The following is a 17,293-nucleotide window of genomic DNA, read 5'->3' as shown; positions in this document are numbered from 1 at the left end:
ATCCTGCCCGGCGGGCCGAGTTTCACGCTCACCTGCGCGGAGCTGGTGGCCTCGTCGAATGTGCCGGTCGAGGTGAGCGGGCCGCACCTGGGTGCGGAAGCGCTCGCGGTCTTCCGGGCGGGCGCCGCGCGGGGGCCAGCCCCGCGGGGGGGGGCGGGCCGGGCCGCCGGGGGGCGGCGCGCGGCGGGGGGGGGGGGGGTGCCACCTACCACCTTCGGTTGGCCGCCCGGGCCGCCTCCCCGGCGGGGGGCCGGTCGTCTTCGGCGGGGATGTGCCGGAAAAGCGGTGGCGGGCGACCGATAGTCTGGTAGCTGACCTGAGCCCAGCACAGACAGGACCGCACGCCGATATGACTTCCCGCATCGAGCTCGCCCGCGTCGATCTGCGCGGTCGTACTCCGTCCACCGCCGAGCTGCGCACCGCGCTGCCGCGGGGCGGGGTCGACGTCGACTCGGTGCTGCATCATGTGCGGCCGGTCGTCGAGGACATCCGCGACCGGGGCGTCGAGGCCGCGCTGGACTACAGCGAGAAGTTCGACGGCGTGCGCCCCACCGTGGTGCGGGTGCCGGTCGCCGAGCTGGCCAGGGCGCTCGCGGAGCTCGACCCGGCCGTGCGCGCCGCGCTCGAGGTCGCGATCGAGCGGACCAGGAAGGTGCACGCCGACCAGCGGCGCACCGACACCGTCACCGAGGTGGTGCCCGGCGGCACCGTCACCGAGAAGTGGGTGCCGGTGGAGCGGGTCGGGCTGTACGTGCCCGGCGGCAACGCCGTCTACCCGTCCTCGGTCGTGATGAACGTGGTCCCGGCCCAGGCCGCCGGCGTGGCCTCGCTGGTCGTCGCCTCGCCGCCGCAGGCCCAGTTCGGCGGTCTGCCGCACCCGACCATCCTGGCCGCGGCCGCGCTGCTCGGCGTCGACGAGGTGTGGGCCGTCGGTGGCGCGCAGGCGGTGGCGCTGCTGTCCTACGGCGGCACCGATACCGACGGCGCCGCCCTGGCGCCGGTCGACCTCATCACCGGCCCCGGCAACATCTACGTCACCGCCGCCAAGCGGCTGTGCCGCGGCCTGGTCGGCATCGACGCCGAGGCGGGCCCCACCGAGATCGCCGTGCTCGCCGACGCCACCGCCGACCCGGTGCACGTGGCCGCCGACCTGATCAGCCAGGCCGAGCACGATGTGCTCGCCGCGAGCGTGCTCGTCACCGATTCGGTGGCGCTGGCCGACGCGGTCGACGCCGCGCTCAACGCCCAGCTCGCCGTGGTCAAGCACGACGCGCGCGTGCGGGAAGCGCTGAGCGGCAAGCAGTCCGGCACCGTCCTGGTCGACGACATCGCCCAGGGCCTGCGCGTCGTCGACGCCTACGCCGCCGAGCACCTCGAGATCCAGACCGCCGACGCGGCGGCCGTGGCGGCGCGGGTGCGCAGCGCGGGCGCGATCTTCGTCGGTCCGTGGGCGCCGGTGAGCCTGGGCGACTACTGCGCCGGTTCCAATCACGTGCTGCCCACCGCGGGCTGCGCGCGGCACTCCTCGGGCCTGAGCGTGCAGACCTTCCTGCGTGGCATCCACATCGTGGAGTACACCGAGGCGGCGCTGAAGGATGTCGCCGGACACGTCGTCGCCTTGGCCAACGCGGAGGATCTGCCCGCGCACGGCCAAGCCGTGCGCGCGCGTTTCGAGGCGCTGTCGTGAGCGCCCCCACCGTGCCCGGCGCGTCGGCGACGCTGGACCAGCTGCCGCTGCGCGAGAACCTGCGCGGCAAATCCCCGTACGGCGCACCGCAATTGACGGTGCCCGTGCAGCTCAACACCAACGAGAACCCGCACCCGCCGAGCAGGGCCCTGATCGACGACGTCGCCGAGTCGGTGCGCGCCGCCGCCGCCGACCTGCACCGGTACCCGGATCGCGACGCGGTCGCGCTGCGCCACGATCTCGCCGAGTACCTGACCCGCCAGACCGGCATCCCCGTCGACACCGCCAATGTGTGGGCGGCCAACGGCTCGAACGAGATCCTGCAGCAGCTGCTGCAGGCCTTCGGCGGGCCCGGCCGCAGCGCACTGGGTTTCGTGCCCTCCTACTCGATGCACCCGATCATCTCCGAGGGCATCGACACCGAGTGGATCGAGGCCAAGCGCAGCGGCGACTTCTCCCTCGACATCGATTACGCCGTCGCGCAGATCGCCGAACGCCGCCCCGACGTGGTCTTCGTGACCAGCCCGAACAACCCGACCGGGCACAGCATTCCGCTCGCGGAGCTCGAGCGGCTGCTGGCCGCGGCGCCCGGCATCGTCGTCGTCGACGAGGCCTATGGTGAGTTCTCGGCGGCGCCGAGCGCGATCACGCTGATCGACCGGTTCCCGACCAAGCTGGTGGTGACCCGCACGATGAGCAAGGCGTTCGCCTTCGCGGGCGGTCGCCTCGGCTACCTGGCCGCCTCGCCCGCGGTGATCGACGCGATTCTGCTGGTGCGGCTGCCGTATCACCTGTCGGTGGTCACCCAGGCCGCCGCGCGGGCGGCGCTGCGCCACGCCGACGAAACCCTCGGCAGCGTGGCGGAACTGGCCGCCCAGCGCGACCGGGTCGCGGCCGCGCTCACCGAGCAGGGCTTCCAGGTGATCCCGAGCGACGCCAACTTCGTGCTGTTCGGCCGGTTCACCGACGCGGCCGCCGCCTGGCAGCACTACCTCGACGCGGGCGTGCTCATCCGTGACGTCGGCATCCCCGGGTACCTGCGCGCCACCATCGGGCTCGCCGCGGAGAACGACGAGTTCCTGCGGGTGAGCCGCGACATCGCGGGCACCGACCTCACCCACTGACGAATTCCCCTGTGGAGGAACACATCATGAGCAGAACCGCACGGGTGGAACGGGTCACCAAGGAATCGTCGATCCTGGTGGAACTCGACCTCGACGGCACCGGGCAGACCGAGATCTCCACCGGCGTCCCGTTCTACGACCACATGCTGACCGCGCTGGGCCAGCACGGCGGATTCGACCTGGTCGTGCGGGCCGAGGGCGATATCGAGATCGAGGCGCACCACACCGTCGAGGACACCGCCATCGTGTTCGGCCAGGCGCTGGGCAAGGCCCTGGGCGACAAGAAGGGCATCCGCCGCTTCGGCGACGCGTTCATCCCGATGGACGAGACCCTCGCGCACGCCGCCGTCGACGTGTCGGGGCGGCCGTACTGCGTGTTCACCGGTGAACCGGAACACCTGATGCACACCATCATTCCGAGCGCCGGTCCCGGCGCGTCCTACTCGACGGTGCTGAACAAGCACGTGTTCGAGTCGATCGCGCAGAACGCGCGGATCGCGCTGCACGTGCGCGTGCTCTACGGCCGCGACCAGCACCACATCACCGAGGCCGAGTTCAAGGCGGTGGCGCGGGCGCTGCGGGCCGCCGTCGAGATCGACCCGCGCGTCAGCGGCGTCCCGTCGACGAAGGGTGTGCTGTGAAATCCGTTGTGCTGCTGGACTACGGCTCCGGCAACCTGCACTCCGCCGAGCGCGCACTGGTGCGGGCGGGCGCGCGGGTGGAGGTCACCGCCGACCCGCGGGCCGCGCTGGCCGCCGACGGGCTGGTCGTGCCCGGTGTCGGCGCGTACGCGGCGTGCATGGCGGGACTGCTCGCGGTGCGCGGTGACCGGATCATCGGTCAGCGGCTGGCCGGGGGACGTCCGGTCCTCGGCATCTGTGTCGGCATGCAGATCATGTTCGACCGCGGGGTCGAGTTCGACGTGGAGACCGAGGGCTGCGGCGAATGGCCGGGCACCGTCGCCCGTCTCGACGCCCCCGTTCTCCCGCACATGGGCTGGAACACGGTCAAGGCGCCCGCCGACAGCACCCTGTTCGCCGGCATGGACGCCGACACCCGCTTCTATTTCGTGCACTCCTACGCCGCGCAGCAGTGGGAGCTCCCCGAAGCCGAACACATCGCGCCGCCGAAACTGACCTGGGCCGAGCACGGCGTCCCGTTCCTCGCGGCCGTCGAGAACGGCCCGCTCTCGGCGACCCAGTTCCACCCCGAGAAGTCCGGTGACGCTGGCGCGCACCTGCTGCGCAACTGGATCGAGGCGCTGTAGGCGGATTATGGTCAGGGAATGACCGCTACACCGCCGCGTCCGAAACACCTCGATTCTCCGATGCTGCCCAAGATCTTCAAGATCATGGGCAAGACGCAGGTGTGGGTCTATCAGCGCACCGGTGGGCGGATCGGCGCGAAGTGGCGGGTGGGCGCGGGGTTCCGCAAGCCGGTGCCGACGCTGCTGCTCGAACACCGGGGCCGTAAGTCGGGCACGGTCTACACCACGCCGCTGCTCTACCTCGTCGACGGTGCCGACATCGTGATCGTGGCCTCCCAGGGTGGCCTGTCCACCCATCCGCAGTGGTACCGCAATCTGCGCGCGACCCCGGACACCCACGTGCAGATCGGCCGCACCCGCCATCCCGTCCACGCCGTGACCGCCGACCCTGCCGAGCGGGCCCGGCTGTGGCCGCTGCTCGTCGACCTGTACGCCGACTTCGACCACTACCAGGCCTGGGCCGACCGGGAGATCCCCGTCGTCGTCCTGCGGCCGAGGGCGCAATAGCCGCGCGGTCAGCCGATCCGGGGGTCGTCCGCCGTGGACTCGATCGTCGCACCCGGGGTGTAGAACATCTCGACGACCTGGTCGATGTCGAGGTGGCGATGCCAGTGACCCCGGGGCACGATCACGAATTGCCCTGCGGTGCGTGGAATCCGGTGCCGGTCGCTGTCGGTGAGGATTTCCACCGTGACGCGGCCGCGCAGCACCCTGAGCAGTTCGTCGGTGTCGAGGTGCGGTTCCCAGTCGGATCGACGCGGTCAGTGCAGGCGCCGAGGGTGCACCTCCCGGTCGTACGGGCGTAGCGGGGCGCCGGTGCGCAGGGTTTCGGCCAGGGCCGGATCGGCCAGGTGGAGGCGTCCGATCGCGACGAGATCGAATTCCCCGCTGTCGAGTCTGCGGTGCACGCCGTCGAGGCCCACCGGGACCGGCGCTTCGGGATCGCGCAGCGCCGCGCTCATGCCGATGCTGCCGACGGCCATGCTCACCGCGCCGGTCAGCTTCTTCGCCCAGCCCGCCAGGGTCAGCTCGCTGCCCGCGAACGCGGGCTGGTCGAACCGGCGGATGCTGGCGTCGAGGACGTCGGCTCCGGCCTCGACGAGGGCGCCGAGAATCACCGCGAGATCGTCCGGGCCCGCGGCGATGTGGGCGGCGTAGTCCTGCTGTTTGTGCTGGGAGAACCGGTAGAAGATCGGCAGGTCGGGGCCGATCTCGCGGCGGATCGCGCGCACGACCTCGACGGGGAACCGGGTGCGCCGCAGCAGGTCCCCGCCCCAGTCGTCGTCGCGCCGGTTGGTCTCCGCCCAGACGAAGGCGTCGAGCAGGTAGCCGTGACCCGCGTGCAGGGCGATGCCGTCGAATCCGACGTCGATCGCGTTGCGCGCCGATCGCACGTATGCGGCGATGACGTCCTCGATGTTCCGCTCGGTCATCGCCGCGGTCGGTACCAGGGCCCGCGCGACATAGTCGTCGGAATACACGGTGTGCCCCACCCGGCCCCACAGTCCGGACGGCCGCATCGGGGTGAGTGCCGGGTCGACCGGCCCCATGGCGCCCCACAGTGGCCCGACGTGCCACAGCTGCGGGATGATCCGGCCGCCCGCCGCGTGGACCTGGTCGACGACGTGCCGCCACCCGGCGAGCGCGGCGGCGCCGTGCAGACGCGGCACGGCCGCGCTGTCGACGGCGGTCGGATGGTCGATCGCGACGCCCTCGGTGACGATCAGACCGGTGCCGCCCGCGGCCCGGCGGCGGTAGTACGCCGCCACGTCGGTGCCGGGCACGCCGCCGGGAGAGTGTTCCCTGGTCATGGGCGACATGACGAGGCGATTGGGGAGCGTGAGGGACCGGATCCGGATCGGGGTGAACAGGGTGCTCACAGCGGGGCCACGCCGAGCATCGGGCTGATCGCGCGGGTCAGGTTCTCCTTGCCCACCACCCGGTCGGCGGTGTCCTCGGCGAAGGTGCGCTCGATCTCCTCGATCGTGAGCAATCGTTCGGCCGGGGTGAGTGTGAGTTCGGAAGCCATGGCCCCACGCTGCCAGCGGTGTCGTCGCGGCGGCAACGAGCGATTCCGGTGAGCGGACTCGCCCCGGGGTCAGGCCGATGTCCGCCGCGCCGGTCCGTCCGGAGGCTGGGTCGTCGGCGAGTCCAGATACCGCGCGAGGGCGGAGGCGGCCAGGCGCACGGGCGCCGCGTGCCACCGGTCGAAGCGCACGCGGTGCGCGGGTCCGCTCACCGACAGGCCGACGGCGGTGCCGCCGAGCGTGCCGACTCGCACACCGATGCAACGGTAGCCGGCCGAGCAGTTCCCGAAGGTCACGTCGGTCCCATCGGGATCTGGCGACGCCGGGCGGGCAGTGCCGAGCAGCGTCCTGCCCAAGGTGGACGACAGCGCGGGCACTCGCGTTCCCACCCCCGTCCCCAGTTCGGGCGCCCGCGATCCGCCGACCTTCTCGAGATAGCGGACCTGATTGCCCTCGAGCGCGCCGAGATGCACCACGCATTCGGTGACCCGGTGCAGGTCGTGGAGCACGGGCGTCACCACCCGGTCGAAGTCGGCTCGGTACAGGGCGAGTGCACCGAACTCGGCGAGCGTGTCACCCAGTGCGTAATGAGTTCCGTGGCGGGCGAGCCAGCCGACGCGCACCAGGTGGGTGAGCAGCCGCAGGGTACTGGTGCGTGGGATCCCCGTGTGTCGGGCGACCTCGGTCAGGGTCTGCTTCGGCGCACCCCGGAACGTCGCCATCACCAGGGAGAAGCGGTCGATCGTCGAGGAGAGATCGGCGCTGGGCGAGTTCGGTCCGGCTGACATGACGACTCCCATACCGTCGGAGCAGGCCGCGGCAACGGCTGTTCGAGGCTCACAGCCCAGTCGCGCCGGGACCGCGGGGCAAGTGTCTTGTCCCGGTCCGTGGGAAGAATTCGGCGCCGCGGGCGACGGAACGGGCGCTACATGGCGTTCCGATCCGCTGATGCATCCTTGGTCGCCGCGAACGCCTGATTCTCGCAAATTCACCGCAATTCACTCGGCAAATTTCAACAACGACATTTGTCCATTCGTGGACGAAAGAATGCGGTGACGCCTGTCCGGGGCGTCACCGCATTCGAGCCGACCTGAGGGGATGGTCGGGGAATTCAGCGCTCTCGAATCACTCGGTGGGCGTGCTGAGTTCGCGCGCGCCGAGAAGGGAATCGATGATGTTGAGGCCACCGCTGGTGAGGCCTTCGAAGGCCGAGCTGCCGGTGTCGAGCAGTTCCAGGCCCGCCAGGGCGGCGGCCGAGCCGGTGCCGAGGGTGCCGAGGCCGGCCGAGCCGGTACCGAGCGCGCCGAGGCCGGCCGAGCCGGTGGCCAGCGCGGGAGCGGCGGCCGAGCCGGTGGCACCGGCAGTGCCGGCACCAGCGGCTCCGGCGGCGGCCGAGCCCGCGGCGCCCAGGGCAGCGGAACCGGTGGCGGCGGCCGCCGAACCGGTGAAGGCGTTCGCGGCGGCGGCCGGGCCGAGCACGGTGACGGCGAGGGCGGCGGCGACGGCGAGGGTCTTGCGAGTCATGAGAATTCCTTTCGGCCTGCGAATCACAGGCTGGTAACGCTTCGGTGCGAGGTGGCGATGCACTCGGTGAGAACCTCTGTGCCGATCGACAGCACGAAAATTAATCGATGCGGCGACATCTCGGCTAATCCTGAGAGCATGGCGATAATCACTGTTAATTCTTGGATAACGGGATGTTTCCGCAGGTAGGCGAGTTGTATCGCGGATCACATCAATGGCGGCGCATATTCGGCAATCGAAATATGGCGGACCGGCAATTCATCGGCACGCGTTATCGCGTGCGGACGGATCAGCCGTGATCGAGGCGGGCGCGGTCGGCGGCCTCGGTGCCCGCGTCCCAGCCCTCGGCGCTGCGCAGGGTGATGCCGCGGGTGCGGGTGCTGGGGAAGTAGGAGGTGAAGGCCTGCTCCACGCGCTGGTCGTGGGTGGCGAGCAGGGGGAGCAGGGTTGTAGGCGAAGGGGATTCGGCGACGGTGGCGGCGGCCGCGGTGGTGAGGCGGTCGCCGACGCGGGTGGCGTAGGCGGTGAGGAAAGCCTTGCGGTAGGCCCTCGTCCCCGACTCCTCGCTCCCGGAGGCGGTGTCGATCATCGTCCGGGTGGCCTGGACGAGCAGGGAGGTCGCGAGGAGTTCGACGGCGTCGAGATCGGGCTCGTCACCGACGACGGTGACGAAATCCCAGTCGGCGACGAAGATCGCCCGGCACCGGTTGGCGCGCGCCACCCGATCGATGAGCAGCGCCTTGGCCTCGGTGTAGGGAGTGTCCAGCCAGATGCGGCGGGCCCTGGGGAGATCGGTGTCCTCGGCGTCGAGGAGGACGCGGTCGATCGCGTACTTGGTCATCAGCTCCTGCGCCTTGGCCGACAGGGTCTCGGCCTCCGCCGGATAGGCGGTGGACTCGGCCTTCGCGAGCAGCCCGCGGACCCGGCCGAGCGTCTTCTCGTCGACGTGCCGCGACGGGTGGGCGACGCGTCGGGTCGTGCCGGGCAGCGGGCGGATCGGCGCGAGCCGCGGCAACCGCAACAGCAGCGACAGCGCCTGGATGACCGAGGTCAGGGCCTCGTCGGCGGTCAGCAAGGCGCGGTCGGCCCAGGCGGGCAGGTGCGCACCCGTCCACCAGACCGTGGCGCCGAGCTCGTCGAGTTGCGCCTGCCAGGTCTCGTCGGCCGCGTCGGCGGTGCATCCGGCACCGTGCTCGGCCATCAGCTCGGTCAGGTAGGTGCGGGCGAAGGTGTCGAGACGCCGGCGGGCCGCCTGGTGGATGTCAGCCGGGAGCCAGCCGTTGTCGACGGTGTGGGCGAGCAGGCGGCGGCTCGCGAGGGTGACTGCCTCGGTGACCGTCGGGCTCAGCGGACCGTGGTCGGTCAGCTGTGCGACGAAGAGCCGTACCCCGGCGGCGTCGTCCTGCGCCGCCGCGGTGGCCAGGCCCGCGGCGACCCGCACCGGATCGGCCAGCGCCTCGGCGTCGAGAACGAGCGCGGGATTCGGGGCGGCCCGGCGCCCGGTGCGGCGTCGCCGATTCTGTTTGCCCACCTGTCCCGGTGTCCTCTCGATCGGGGGCCGACCACGGGCGCGGCCCGGCACGGCCGCTCGGCCGCGGTCGGCTCTCATTGTCGCGACTCCGCGATCGCTGCCGGCGCCCGGTGCGCCGATCGCCGCGAGTCCCAGCGGATTCGATTCCCGGGCAAGGGAATCCAGTCGAGAACAGTGTTCGGCGCGGCCGATCGGGCTTACAGTGCTCGGTATGAGCTATCGGGGGATGCTGGCCCAGGAACGCGCGGAACTGACGGAACTACTCCGGGGACTGACCGACGAGGAATGGGAGACGCCGTCGCTGTGCGCGGGCTGGCGGGTGCGCGATGTGGTGGGCCACCTGCTGACCGACACGCTCAGCCCCCTCGATTACGCGGCCGCGGCGATGCGCAATCGCGGCTCGGTGGATCGCATCAACAACGCGCTCGCCGCCTCGTTCGCGCACCTGCCGACCGCGCAGCTGGTGCACATGTTCGAACACGACGCGGGGCGGCTGTCGCGCTTCTCGCCCCGGTTGATGCTGTCGGACCTGCTGGTGCATCAGCAGGACATCCGCCGCCCACTGAACCGGCCGCGCGCCATTCCGGCCGACCGGCTCACCGCCGTCCTGTCCTACCCCGACCCGTTCGCCTTCCCGGGCAGACGCACCAGGGGATTGCGCTTCATCGCCACCGATGTCGACTGGGCGTGGGGCGACGGGCCGGAGGTCCGTGGTCCGGGTGAGGCCATCGCGCTGGCCGTCGTCGGCCGCACCGTCGTGCTCGACGAGCTCACCGGCGGTGGAGTCCCCGAACTGCGCCGCCGCTCCAGCTGACCGCGCGGGAGTGACACAGCGCTCAGCGGCGTGGACCGGTGCGTGGACCAGGACTCCAGACCCACTAGTCTGATCACGTGAGTCTTGTGCTGTTGCCCGCGGTCGATGTCGCCAATGGGGAGGCCGTGCGCCTCGTGCAGGGGGAGGCCGGTAGCGAAACCGGATACGGGTCGCCGCGCGATGCCGCGCTGGCCTGGCAGCAGGCAGGCGCCGAATGGGTGCACCTGGTGGACCTGGACGCCGCGTTCGGCAAGGGCAGCAACCGCGAACTGATCGCCCAGGTGATCGGCGAACTCGACGTGAAGGTCGAACTGTCCGGCGGTATCCGCGACGACGACTCGCTGAAGGCGGCCCTGGCCACCGGCTGCGCGCGCGTGAACATCGGCACCGCGGCGATCGAGGACCCGCAGTGGTGTGCCCGCGTACTCGGCGAATACGGCGACCGGGTCGCGGTCGGCCTCGACGTCAAGCAGATCGACGGCGAATGGCGCCTGCGCGGCCGCGGCTGGGTGACCGACGGCGGCGACCTGTGGGAGGTGCTCGAGCGCCTCGAACGCGACGGTTGCGCGCGCTACGTCGTCACCGACGTCTCCAAGGACGGCACCCTGACCGGCCCCAATCTCGACCTGCTGAGCCAGGTGGCCAATGCCGCCGAGGCCCCGGTGGTCGCCTCCGGCGGGATCTCGGTGCTCGACGACCTCGTCGCGATCGCCGGCCTGGCCGAGGACGGCGTGGAGGGCGCGATCATCGGCAAGGCGCTGTACGCGGGCCGGTTCACCCTGCCCGAGGCACTGGCCGCGGTGCGCTGACGCCCACGATGACCGCCGCACCGAGCACCGCCGAGCTGACCGACCTGCTGGCCATCGCCACCCAGGTCCTGGACGGGATCGTCCCCCGCTTCGTCGAGGGCATCGGCGCGCCGAGCGCGGTCACCAAGGGCCGCAACGACTTCGCCACCGAACTCGACCTCGAACTCGAACGCACCATCTCCGCCGAACTGCACCAGCGCACCGGCATCGCGGTGCACGGCGAGGAGTTCGGTGGTCCCACCCTCACCTCCGGCACGGCCTGGGTGCTCGACCCGATCGACGGCACCTTCAACTACTCCTCCGGTCACCCGATGTCGGGCACGCTGCTCGCGCTCGTGCATGAGGGCGAACCGGTGATCGGGCTGACCTGGCTGCCGCTGCTCGGCCGTCGCTATGCCGCGGTGGCCGGTGGGCCGGTGCGCCTGGACGGCGCGGTCCTGCCGCCGCTGCGGCCGGGCAAGCTGGGCGACGCGATGATCGGCTTCGGCGCGTTCAACGTCGACTCGGCCGGCCGCATCCCCGGCCAGTTCCGGTTCGACCTGCTCGGCGCGCTGAGCAGGCTGTCCTCGCGGGTGCGCATGCACGGCGCCACCGGCATCGACCTGGCGTTCACCGCCTCCGGCACGCTCGGTGGCGCGGTCGTGTTCGGCCACCATCCCTGGGACAACGCCGCCGGGGTCGCGCTGGTGCGGGCCGCGGGCGGGGTGGTGACCGACCTGGCAGGCGCGCCGTGGACGATCACCTCCGGCTCGGTGCTGGCGGCGGCGCCCGGCGTGCACGAAGAACTCCTGGACATGATCCTGACGGTCAGCGACGAAGAACGAGGATGAACACGATGACAGCGCGCACCGACACCGCGGCGCCGAGCACCCTGGCCGTCCGCGTGATCCCGTGCCTCGATGTCGACGCGGGCCGCGTGGTCAAGGGCGTCAACTTCCAGAACCTGCGCGACGCGGGCGACCCGGTCGAACTCGCCGCCACCTACGACGCCCAGGGCGCCGACGAGCTGACCTTCCTCGACGTCACCGCTTCGACCGGCGACCGCGGCACCATGCTCGACGTGGTGACCCGCACGGCCGAGCAGATCTTCATCCCGCTCACCGTCGGCGGCGGCGTGCGCACCGTCTCCGACGTCGACCGGCTGCTGCGCGCGGGTGCGGACAAGGTGTCGGTGAACACCGCGGCCATCGCCCGCCCCGAGGTGCTCTCGGAGATGTCGCAGCGGTTCGGTTCGCAGTGCATCGTGCTCTCGGTCGACGCGCGCACCGTGCCCGACGGGCAGCCCGACACACCGTCCGGCTGGGAGGTCACCACCCACGGCGGTAAGCGGGGCACCGGCATCGACGCGGTCGAATGGGCCATCCGCGGCGCCGAACTCGGCGTCGGCGAGATCCTGCTCAACTCGATGGACGCCGACGGCACCAAGGCCGGGTTCGACCTGCCGATGATCGCCGCCGTCCGCGCCGCGGTCACGGTCCCGGTGATCGCCAGCGGCGGCGCGGGTGCCGTCGAGCACTTCCCGCCCGCCGTGCACGCCGGCGCCGACGCGGTCCTGGCCGCCAGCGTCTTCCACTTCGGCGATCTCACCATCGGCCAGGTGAAGTCGGCCATGCGCGCGGACGGCATCACCGTCCGCTGAGCATTGTCAGGCCGCGCCACGCAGGCGCGTGAGCGCGGCGTCGGGCACCACCTCGCGCGGCAGCACGAAACCCTGGGTTCCCCTCGGCTGCACGAAGACCACGTCACCCTGGGTGATGACGCGCTTGATGTCGGCGTACCGATTACTGACCTGGCCGCTGGTCTGCCACAGGTGCATCGTGTCGTCGGTGTAGCGCGCACTCATCCGATGGCCCGGTCCCGCGATGGCGGTGAACTTCGGATTCACCCGCACCAGCTGGACCCCGGTGACGACGGTGACCACGACCAGTTCGAAGGCGACCACGAGGAAGAAGGCACCAGCCATCTCGCTGATCACCGCCGTCCCGCCGTCGGACAGGATCGAAATCGTGCCGCGAGCGAGCAGGAACGCGGGAAGCGCCAGCAAGAATCCCCACTTGGCGGGCAGTCGCCAGGTGATCAGTGCCGCGCCACGATTCAGGCGCCGGGCGGTGTCACCGTCACAGGTGTAGGTGGCCTCGATCGGCGCCCCTTGCGGCGAAAAGCCTTGTTGCTGCTGGTATCCCAACTGTACCGATTGCTGGAACGGTTGCTGTGGATTCATGAATCCCCCCTTGATATGAAATTGCCCGACCGATGGTAGACAACGCCGTGCGGGCGGGTCGCGGCAGGTGACGCGACGACGGGTGTGGATCCGTGACGAATGGAATCACGGTGCGCCGAGCGCGAAGGGATCCGGTGTGGCCGGCGTTGTCACGGATATGAGTATCGGAATCGCGTTGTCCCCCTTCGCTCTCGATCAGTCCGGCAATGCCGTGGACGCGGCGGTCGCGCAGGCCAGGGTGGCCGCCGAGGCGGGATCGGGCTCGGTGTGGCTCGGGCAGACGTTCTCGCACGACGCGCTGCTGGTGGCGGCGATCGTCGGGCGCGAGGTGCCGGGGATCGAGGTCGGGACGTCGGTCGTGCCGGTGCCGGGCAGGCACCCGCTGCTGGTGGCGAGTCAGGCGCAGACCGCGCAGGCGGCCACCGGCGGGCGGTTCACACTCGGGCTCGGGCTCGGCGCGCGCGAGCTGTCCGAGCGCGCGTTCGGCGGAACGTTCGGTCGGCCCGCGACCCGGCTGCGCGAATTCCTCACCGCCCTGCGCTCGGTTCTCGACACCGGTGCGGTCGACTTCCACGGCGAAACCCTCACCGCCGCGACCCCGATGCCCGCCGCGGTCGCGGGGGCGCGGCCCACGGTGCCGGTGCTGGTCGCGGCGATGGGCCCGCACGCGCTGCGGGCCACGGGCGAGCTGGCCGACGGCACCCTGCCCTTCCTGGTGGGGCCGGACGCGCTCGCCGAGCACATCGTCGAGCCACTGAACGCCGCGGCGCGGAGCGCGGGCAGGCCGCGGCCGCGCGTGGTCGCCCTCGTCCCCGGCGTCGTCACCTCGGACCTGACCGCCGCCCGCGCCGCCGCCGAGGCGACTACCGCCTTCTACGACACCATTCCGTCCTATCAGCGGGTGATCGCGCTGTCCGGCGTCGAACGCGCCGCCGATCTCGTGGTGCTCGGTGACGAGGAAACCGTGGCCGCCCGGGTGGCCGACTACTTCGCCGCGGGCGCCACCGACGTCGTCTTCTCGCAGACCGACCTCACCACTCCGGAAGACCAGCGGCGCACCTGGGCCCTGCTCGGCGAACTCCAGCGCGCCGGCTGAGGTGGCGTCCGGCCTTGGGCAGCAGCGCTGTTCGGCGTCGCCTACCGCCGATGCGGGCGGTATCGTTCGGGCCATGCCAGCTGTGCAGTGGCGTCCGCACGGCGCGACGGCGACCGGATGACCACCACCGTCGTGGACGGGGCACCGACACGCGTCGCGCGCACCGCCGAATGGGTCGGCTACGCGTTTCTGGTCGCGGGCTGGGTCGTGGTGGCGCTCGGACTGTGGTCGACGCCGGATCCGGCGTTCGAACTGAGCACGAACGACCTGTTCGGCGCGGTGTTCTACGTCTACGGCCCCTTGTTCGTGGTACTCGCTCCCGGCCTGCTCGGCGTCGGCGTCCTGGTGGTGCGGAACCGGGTCGAATCCTGGGCGCTCGTCGTCGCCGGGCTGACGCTGAGTCTGTACACCCAACTCGTCGTGACGTTGACGTTCCTCGTCGACCATCGGCCGCGGCTGCCCGGATACCTCGACGTGAGCCTGGTCTGCACCGCTGTCGCGTGCCTCGCCGCGCTGGCGGCAGTTCTCGTGCGCCGGTGGCCCGGCCGCGACTACCGGCTCTGGACTCCCGCGGTCGCCCTGCTCGTGACGGCGGCCGCGGTAGGGCCGCTGATCACCTCGCACGGCGAGCGGCAGGGGCCGATCGGTTGGGTGTCGGAGCACCCGGAGTGCGGGCTCACGATGTCTGACTGGGTCGACGCCGACGGCACGGCGGTCTACGCGGGCACCGTCGAGGCCAGGTACCGCCCGGATACGAAGGTGAAACCCGCCCCGGTCGGCCCCGTGGAAGTGACGGTGACCCTCGCCGACGGCAGGATGACGACGACGATGTCGCCGGACAATCCCGTGGCGATGGCCGGCGCGGCCGAGCTGCTCCGCGGCTCTCGCAAGCTCGTCACCTCGGTCCAGCGCGCCGAAGACGACGTGCACGTCAGGATGGAATCGCCGGACTGCGATCGCGGAACCCGCGTCGCCGCCGTGACATTCAGCGGGGCCGCGGCGAAGAACGACGCCGAAGGACGCCCCGTCGAACTGCACCACGTCGACGGGCAGCTGACGAGAGTGTTCGACCCGCCCTCCTGAAGAACACAGTCCGGCGCGTGGCACCGCGGGGATGTTCCAGCGGGTTCTCGTGAACCGCGCCGGGACGGCGATTCGTCGCGCTCGGCCGTGTGCGAGCCGCCGACTACAGGCCCATGTCGGTGGCGATGAGCGCGCGCAGGGCGTCGCCCGTGCCGCCGAGGATGCGGTCGATGCGGTGGTCGGCGTAGAGGCGCGCGATGGGGGAGTCGGTGAGATAGCCGGTGCCGCCGTGGAGCTGGAGACAGCGGTCGATGACGCGGCCCGCGGTCTCGGTCGCGAACAGTTTCGCCGACGCGGCGTGGGCGGGGTCGAGTTCGCCCGCGTCGTGGGCGGTGAGGGCCCGGTCGACGACCGCTTCGACGGCGTCGACCTCGGCGCGGCACGCGGCGAGCTCGAACCGGGTGTTCTGGAAACCGGGCCGGGCACCGCGTTCGGTGGTGTGCAGGCGGGCGAACCGGATCGCCGCCTTGGCCTGGGCATAGGCGCTGACGGCGATACCGAGCCGTTCGCGCGGGAGCTGCGCGGCCAGGTGCGCGACCGCGCGGTGCGGGGCGCCGAGTACCTCGGTGACCGGGACCCGCACATCGGTGAAGGTGAGTTCGGCGGTGTCGCTGACCTTGCGGCCGAGTGTGTCCAGCTGACGACCGACGCGAAAGCCGGGCGCGGCGGTGTCGACCACCAGCAGCGAGAGCCCGTAGGACGGGTCGTCGGCCCGCGGCGCCGCCGTCCGCGCGCACACGATGACACGATCGGCGTGCACACCACCGGTGACGAAGGTCTTCGACCCGTTCACCACGTACACGCCGTCGGTGCCCAGCGGCGCGGTGGTCCGCATGTCGGCGGGTTCGGACCCGGCGCCGGGCTCGGCGACGGCGAGCGCGAACATGGTCTCGCCGGTGATGATCCCGGGCCACCAGCGCTGCTGCTGCGCCGCGGTGGCCAGCGTCCGCACCAGCGGCAGACACCGGGTGACGTGCGCGCTCGACCCGCCGAACGACACGGCGGCCCTGGCGATCTCCTCGGCCAGGACCGCCCGATACCCGAATGAGGACTGGCCGGCCCCGCCGAAGGCGACCGGTGCCTCGATCCCGAAGACGCCGAGTTCGCCCAGCCGGTAATAGAATTCGCGCGGCACCAGGCCGTCGTCGTACCACTTGCCGAAGCTGGGCACGACCTCGGCGTCGATGAAGGCGCGGATGCGCGCCCGGAACGCGTCGTGCCCGGCGTCGAACACTGTTCTGCGCATGACGAACTCCTAACCGGCCGACGGACGGCCACGAGCCGTCCCGCCCGGTGGTGCGGGCGGGACGGCGAGATGCGGTGGGGCCGGACTACTTCGCGGGCGCCGGGACCGCGGGATCCTTGCAGTAGGCGCCGAGCTCTGCCGGGCAGGGCGCGAGGATCGTCGAGAAGTACTGGTAGGCCGAGAACAGCGCCAGCGGCCCGCCGACGGTGATCAGCCCGACCATGGTGCCGACCGCGCCGAGGGTGGCCGCGCCGAGCACGCAGCCGGCGACGGTCGCGCCGACCCACGGCACCAGCAGCGCGATCACCGGGCTGGCGATCGCCGCGCCCGCCGCGCCGCCGACCAGGCAGCCGACCCCGCCGCCCACCACGGCGCCGACGATCGCGGCCACCGCGCTGCCGATGCCCAGCCGCTGGCTGAGCACGCCGAGCGCGGTCTGGTCACGCGGGGTGAACGACTCGGCGATCTGCTTCGCCGCCGCGTCCGCGCTGATCAGGTCGGTCGCGGCCGCCACCGGGGTGCCGCCCTCGCGGGCGGGCGTCAGTGTCGCCTTGCCGCCCTCGACGGTCGCCGCGATCGGAAACAGCTTGTCGTCGAGGCGATACGACAGCGGCAGCGCCGCGACCGGCACGTCGGCGGCGGTGGTGAGCACCAGCTGGCCGTCGACGACGGTCAGCTTGCCGTCACCGGTGGTGACGACGGCGGCATCGCCCTGCCTGCTGACCTCGTAGTGCACTTCGGTCTGCGCGGGCGCCGGTTCGGCGTGGCCGGTGCCGGTGCTGACACCGAGGGCAAGGGCCGTCAGTGCGGCGGTCGCGAGCGTGGTGGACATCTTCATCGGTGATCCTCATCGATCGGTGGTGT

The 17,293-nt window shown here is 71.5% G+C and carries 20 protein-coding genes; 11 read left to right on the top strand and 9 right to left on the bottom strand.

Annotated elements, in window-relative coordinates:
• Positions 1-349: 349 nt before the first annotated feature.
• Genes hisD through QH270_RS30800 form a run of 5 tightly spaced genes read left to right on the top strand, consistent with a single transcriptional unit; the run spans position 350 to position 4,585 of the window.
• Positions 350-1,687: a histidinol dehydrogenase gene (gene hisD / locus QH270_RS30820; protein WP_280347870.1), complete on the top strand. Its 1,338-nt coding sequence runs from the start codon at positions 350-352 to the stop codon at positions 1,685-1,687.
• Positions 1,684-2,811, top strand: coding sequence for a histidinol-phosphate transaminase (locus QH270_RS30815; RefSeq protein WP_280347868.1), 1,128 nt, complete (start codon positions 1,684-1,686; stop codon positions 2,809-2,811). The genes hisD and QH270_RS30815 overlap by 4 nt, the downstream gene beginning before the upstream one ends.
• A 26-nt stretch (positions 2,812-2,837) precedes the next feature.
• Positions 2,838-3,452, top strand: coding sequence for an imidazoleglycerol-phosphate dehydratase HisB (gene hisB, locus QH270_RS30810; RefSeq protein ID WP_280347866.1), 615 nt, complete (start codon positions 2,838-2,840; stop codon positions 3,450-3,452).
• Positions 3,449-4,078, top strand: coding sequence for an imidazole glycerol phosphate synthase subunit HisH (gene hisH / locus QH270_RS30805; RefSeq protein ID WP_280347864.1), 630 nt, complete (start codon positions 3,449-3,451; stop codon positions 4,076-4,078). The genes hisB and hisH overlap by 4 nt, the downstream gene beginning before the upstream one ends.
• 18 nt (positions 4,079-4,096) lie before the next feature.
• On the top strand, positions 4,097-4,585 hold the full coding sequence (locus tag QH270_RS30800; RefSeq protein WP_280347862.1) for a nitroreductase family deazaflavin-dependent oxidoreductase: 489 nt from the start codon (positions 4,097-4,099) through the stop codon (positions 4,583-4,585).
• Between the two features lie 8 nt (positions 4,586-4,593).
• On the opposite strand, the gene QH270_RS30795 is transcribed toward QH270_RS30800, so the two are convergent.
• The 6 genes from QH270_RS30795 to QH270_RS30770 form a co-directional block, all read right to left on the bottom strand.
• A complete protein-coding gene (locus QH270_RS30795) occupies positions 4,594-4,788 on the bottom strand; it encodes a hypothetical protein (RefSeq protein ID WP_348537698.1) in 195 nt (64 codons plus the stop codon).
• A 51-nt stretch (positions 4,789-4,839) separates the two neighbouring features.
• Positions 4,840-5,898 carry a 12-oxophytodienoate reductase gene (locus QH270_RS30790; protein ID WP_432420457.1) on the bottom strand — a complete coding sequence of 353 codons (1,059 nt, stop codon included), beginning with the start codon at positions 5,896-5,898 and terminating at the stop codon, positions 4,840-4,842.
• 56 nt (positions 5,899-5,954) lie between these two features.
• Positions 5,955-6,107 (bottom strand): hypothetical protein, encoded by a 153-nt coding sequence (locus tag QH270_RS30785; RefSeq protein ID WP_280347859.1) that lies wholly within the window; start codon positions 6,105-6,107, stop codon positions 5,955-5,957.
• Positions 6,108-6,176: 69 nt separating this feature from the next.
• Positions 6,177-6,893 carry an IclR family transcriptional regulator gene (locus QH270_RS30780; RefSeq protein ID WP_280347856.1) on the bottom strand — a complete coding sequence of 239 codons (717 nt, stop codon included), beginning with the start codon at positions 6,891-6,893 and terminating at the stop codon, positions 6,177-6,179.
• A gap of 337 nt (positions 6,894-7,230) precedes the next feature.
• On the bottom strand, positions 7,231-7,629 hold the full coding sequence (locus QH270_RS30775; protein WP_280347854.1) for a hypothetical protein: 399 nt from the start codon (positions 7,627-7,629) through the stop codon (positions 7,231-7,233).
• 289 nt (positions 7,630-7,918) lie between these two features.
• A complete protein-coding gene (locus QH270_RS30770) occupies positions 7,919-9,160 on the bottom strand; it encodes a DUF2786 domain-containing protein (protein WP_280347852.1) in 1,242 nt (413 codons plus the stop codon).
• A gap of 211 nt (positions 9,161-9,371) precedes the next feature.
• Here QH270_RS30770 and QH270_RS30765 point away from each other — a divergent pair, with 211 nt between their 5' ends.
• The 4 genes from QH270_RS30765 (at position 9,372) to hisF (ending at position 12,422) form a co-directional block, all read left to right on the top strand.
• The gene (locus QH270_RS30765; protein ID WP_280347851.1) at positions 9,372-9,974 is read left to right on the top strand and encodes a maleylpyruvate isomerase family mycothiol-dependent enzyme; all 603 of its coding nucleotides are present in this window, start codon (positions 9,372-9,374) and stop codon (positions 9,972-9,974) included.
• Between the two features lie 77 nt (positions 9,975-10,051).
• Positions 10,052-10,783 carry a bifunctional 1-(5-phosphoribosyl)-5-((5-phosphoribosylamino)methylideneamino)imidazole-4-carboxamide isomerase/phosphoribosylanthranilate isomerase PriA gene (gene priA / locus QH270_RS30760; protein WP_110040385.1) on the top strand — a complete coding sequence of 244 codons (732 nt, stop codon included), beginning with the start codon at positions 10,052-10,054 and terminating at the stop codon, positions 10,781-10,783.
• Positions 10,784-10,791: 8 nt separating this feature from the next.
• Entirely contained in the window at positions 10,792-11,613 is an 822-nt protein-coding gene (locus QH270_RS30755) for an inositol monophosphatase family protein (protein WP_280347849.1), read from the top strand.
• A 5-nt stretch (positions 11,614-11,618) separates the two neighbouring features.
• Complete coding sequence (gene hisF, locus QH270_RS30750; RefSeq protein ID WP_280347847.1) at positions 11,619-12,422, top strand: imidazole glycerol phosphate synthase subunit HisF; 804 nt, start codon at positions 11,619-11,621, stop codon at positions 12,420-12,422.
• Between the two features lie 6 nt (positions 12,423-12,428).
• Here hisF and QH270_RS30745 read toward each other — a convergent pair whose 3' ends face one another.
• The gene (locus QH270_RS30745; protein ID WP_280347845.1) at positions 12,429-13,004 is read right to left on the bottom strand and encodes a hypothetical protein; all 576 of its coding nucleotides are present in this window, start codon (positions 13,002-13,004) and stop codon (positions 12,429-12,431) included.
• A gap of 157 nt (positions 13,005-13,161) precedes the next feature.
• Here QH270_RS30745 and QH270_RS30740 point away from each other — a divergent pair, with 157 nt between their 5' ends.
• Positions 13,162-14,100 carry a TIGR03564 family F420-dependent LLM class oxidoreductase gene (locus QH270_RS30740; RefSeq protein WP_280347843.1) on the top strand — a complete coding sequence of 313 codons (939 nt, stop codon included), beginning with the start codon at positions 13,162-13,164 and terminating at the stop codon, positions 14,098-14,100.
• Between the two features lie 117 nt (positions 14,101-14,217).
• Complete coding sequence (locus tag QH270_RS30735) at positions 14,218-15,183, top strand: hypothetical protein (protein ID WP_280347841.1); 966 nt, start codon at positions 14,218-14,220, stop codon at positions 15,181-15,183.
• Between the two features lie 103 nt (positions 15,184-15,286).
• Here the strand turns inward: QH270_RS30735 and QH270_RS30730 are convergent, their stop codons facing one another.
• Together QH270_RS30730 and QH270_RS30725 are read right to left on the bottom strand one after the other, a co-directional pair.
• Positions 15,287-16,429 carry an acyl-CoA dehydrogenase family protein gene (locus QH270_RS30730; protein ID WP_280347839.1) on the bottom strand — a complete coding sequence of 381 codons (1,143 nt, stop codon included), beginning with the start codon at positions 16,427-16,429 and terminating at the stop codon, positions 15,287-15,289.
• 85 nt (positions 16,430-16,514) lie between these two features.
• Positions 16,515-17,267: a hypothetical protein gene (locus QH270_RS30725; RefSeq protein ID WP_280221098.1), complete on the bottom strand. Its 753-nt coding sequence runs from the start codon at positions 17,265-17,267 to the stop codon at positions 16,515-16,517.
• Positions 17,268-17,293 lie beyond the last annotated feature (26 nt).

Source organism: Nocardia neocaledoniensis (assembly GCF_029868625.1).
Lineage (GTDB): Bacteria > Actinomycetota > Actinomycetes > Mycobacteriales > Mycobacteriaceae > Nocardia > Nocardia neocaledoniensis_A.
Note: the sequence above shows the minus strand (reverse complement) of the source record. Positions and strands in the feature narration are given on the sequence as shown.